This window comes from Microcystis sp. LE18-22.4A (assembly GCF_027531105.1).
GTDB lineage: Bacteria > Cyanobacteriota > Cyanobacteriia > Cyanobacteriales > Microcystaceae > Microcystis > Microcystis aeruginosa.
Genome location: NZ_JAPZRB010000335.1, coordinates 1 through 1,324 on the forward strand (window position 1 = coordinate 1; position 1,324 = coordinate 1,324).

Here is a 1,324-nt window from a genome sequence, read left to right on the forward strand (position 1 = left end):
TTCTGTTTTCGAGAAAGACTTTTTTGTGCCTTTCGCAACCTCCGATAATGTTTCTTAAAATGCTTAGGATTAGATACCTTGTCTCCATCGCTGGTAATTACTAGGCTACTAATTCCTAAGTCAATTCCGATGGCTTTATCGGTTGGGGGTAAAGGCTTAATCGTTGGGTCATCAAATCTAATTGAAATATGCCAACGTCCTGATGGATGTAATCTGACTGTTACTGTACTTGGGTCACAAGCTTCTGGTATTTGTCTTGACCATCGAATAGGTAAAGGTTCTGTGCATTTGGCTAAATAGATTTGTTTGTCTTTGAACTTAAAAGCAGACTTGGTAAATTCGGCACTTCCTCCTTGATGTTTTTTCTTAAAGTTGGGATACTTAGTACGACCAGCAAAGAAATTAGTGAAAGCTGTTTGTAAATGTCTTAACCCTTGTTGTAAGGGTACACAGCTAACTTCGTTTAAAAACTCTAATTCTTCTTGTTTTTTCCAATCGGTTAGCATTGAAGAAGTTTCAGTATATCCTACTCTTTCTTGTCTTTCGTACCATGCTTGTGTTCTGAGATGGAGAGCTTTATTGTCAACTAATCTTACACAGCCCAAAGTGCGCCGCAATAGCGACTCTTGTTCGGGTGTGGGGTAAAATCGAAACGAATAGGCTTTTTCCATACCTCACATTCTAACACATATTTTGTAAATGCGCTAAGATTTAACAGCAAAGCCGCCGTAAAACGGCGGGGTTTCAGACCCAAAATTTCCGATGACGGCTTAACCTTTACTTCCTTGGGTATTGTAGTCATGGATAAAATACCAAAGGGATACCCAAGGTGATTCTCCATTTTTTTAGAGAACGATAGACTCTCTCTCACTAACCGAGAAACCCGTTGTCGACAAGTATTATTTAATCTTTTGATCGGATTATTTTGAACACTTTCTTTTCCTAATGCTCCCTGACTTTGACGAGTAATTACTGTTTTGCATGAATCGCAAAAATTCCCGTAAACAATAGCATATTTTCGAGCAGCTAATGGTAAATTTTCTAGTATTTTTGAGCCTATTTATAGCTCCTATTTTCTAGATAAAATCATTAATTTCTCCAGTGTTTGTATCAATGGCTAACCCAATATATACCTTGATTTTTTGAGAGAATACGAAGGACTATAGCGTTTCCTAAGCTAGTGAGGTAAGCTTTTACGCATTTAAGTTACATTGACAGCATTACCCTTATTTTTAAGTTTTCTACTCCATTTAATAATCAATCCCCCTTCATTTAAAAGCTGATTGACTACTTTTTCCAGTTCTTCTTTATTTTCAAATTCTCG

General features: G+C 36.9%; 1 protein-coding gene and 1 pseudogene. Both read right to left on the reverse strand.

Annotated features, from left to right (window positions below):
- Positions 1-671 (reverse strand): RNA-guided endonuclease InsQ/TnpB family protein (locus O9295_RS14715; protein WP_288033522.1); only part of this gene is annotated, 671 nt, incomplete at its 3' end.
- A gap of 530 nt (positions 672-1,201) precedes the next feature.
- Positions 1,202-1,324: pseudogene (locus O9295_RS14720) on the reverse strand (IS630 family transposase); the annotation flags it as partial.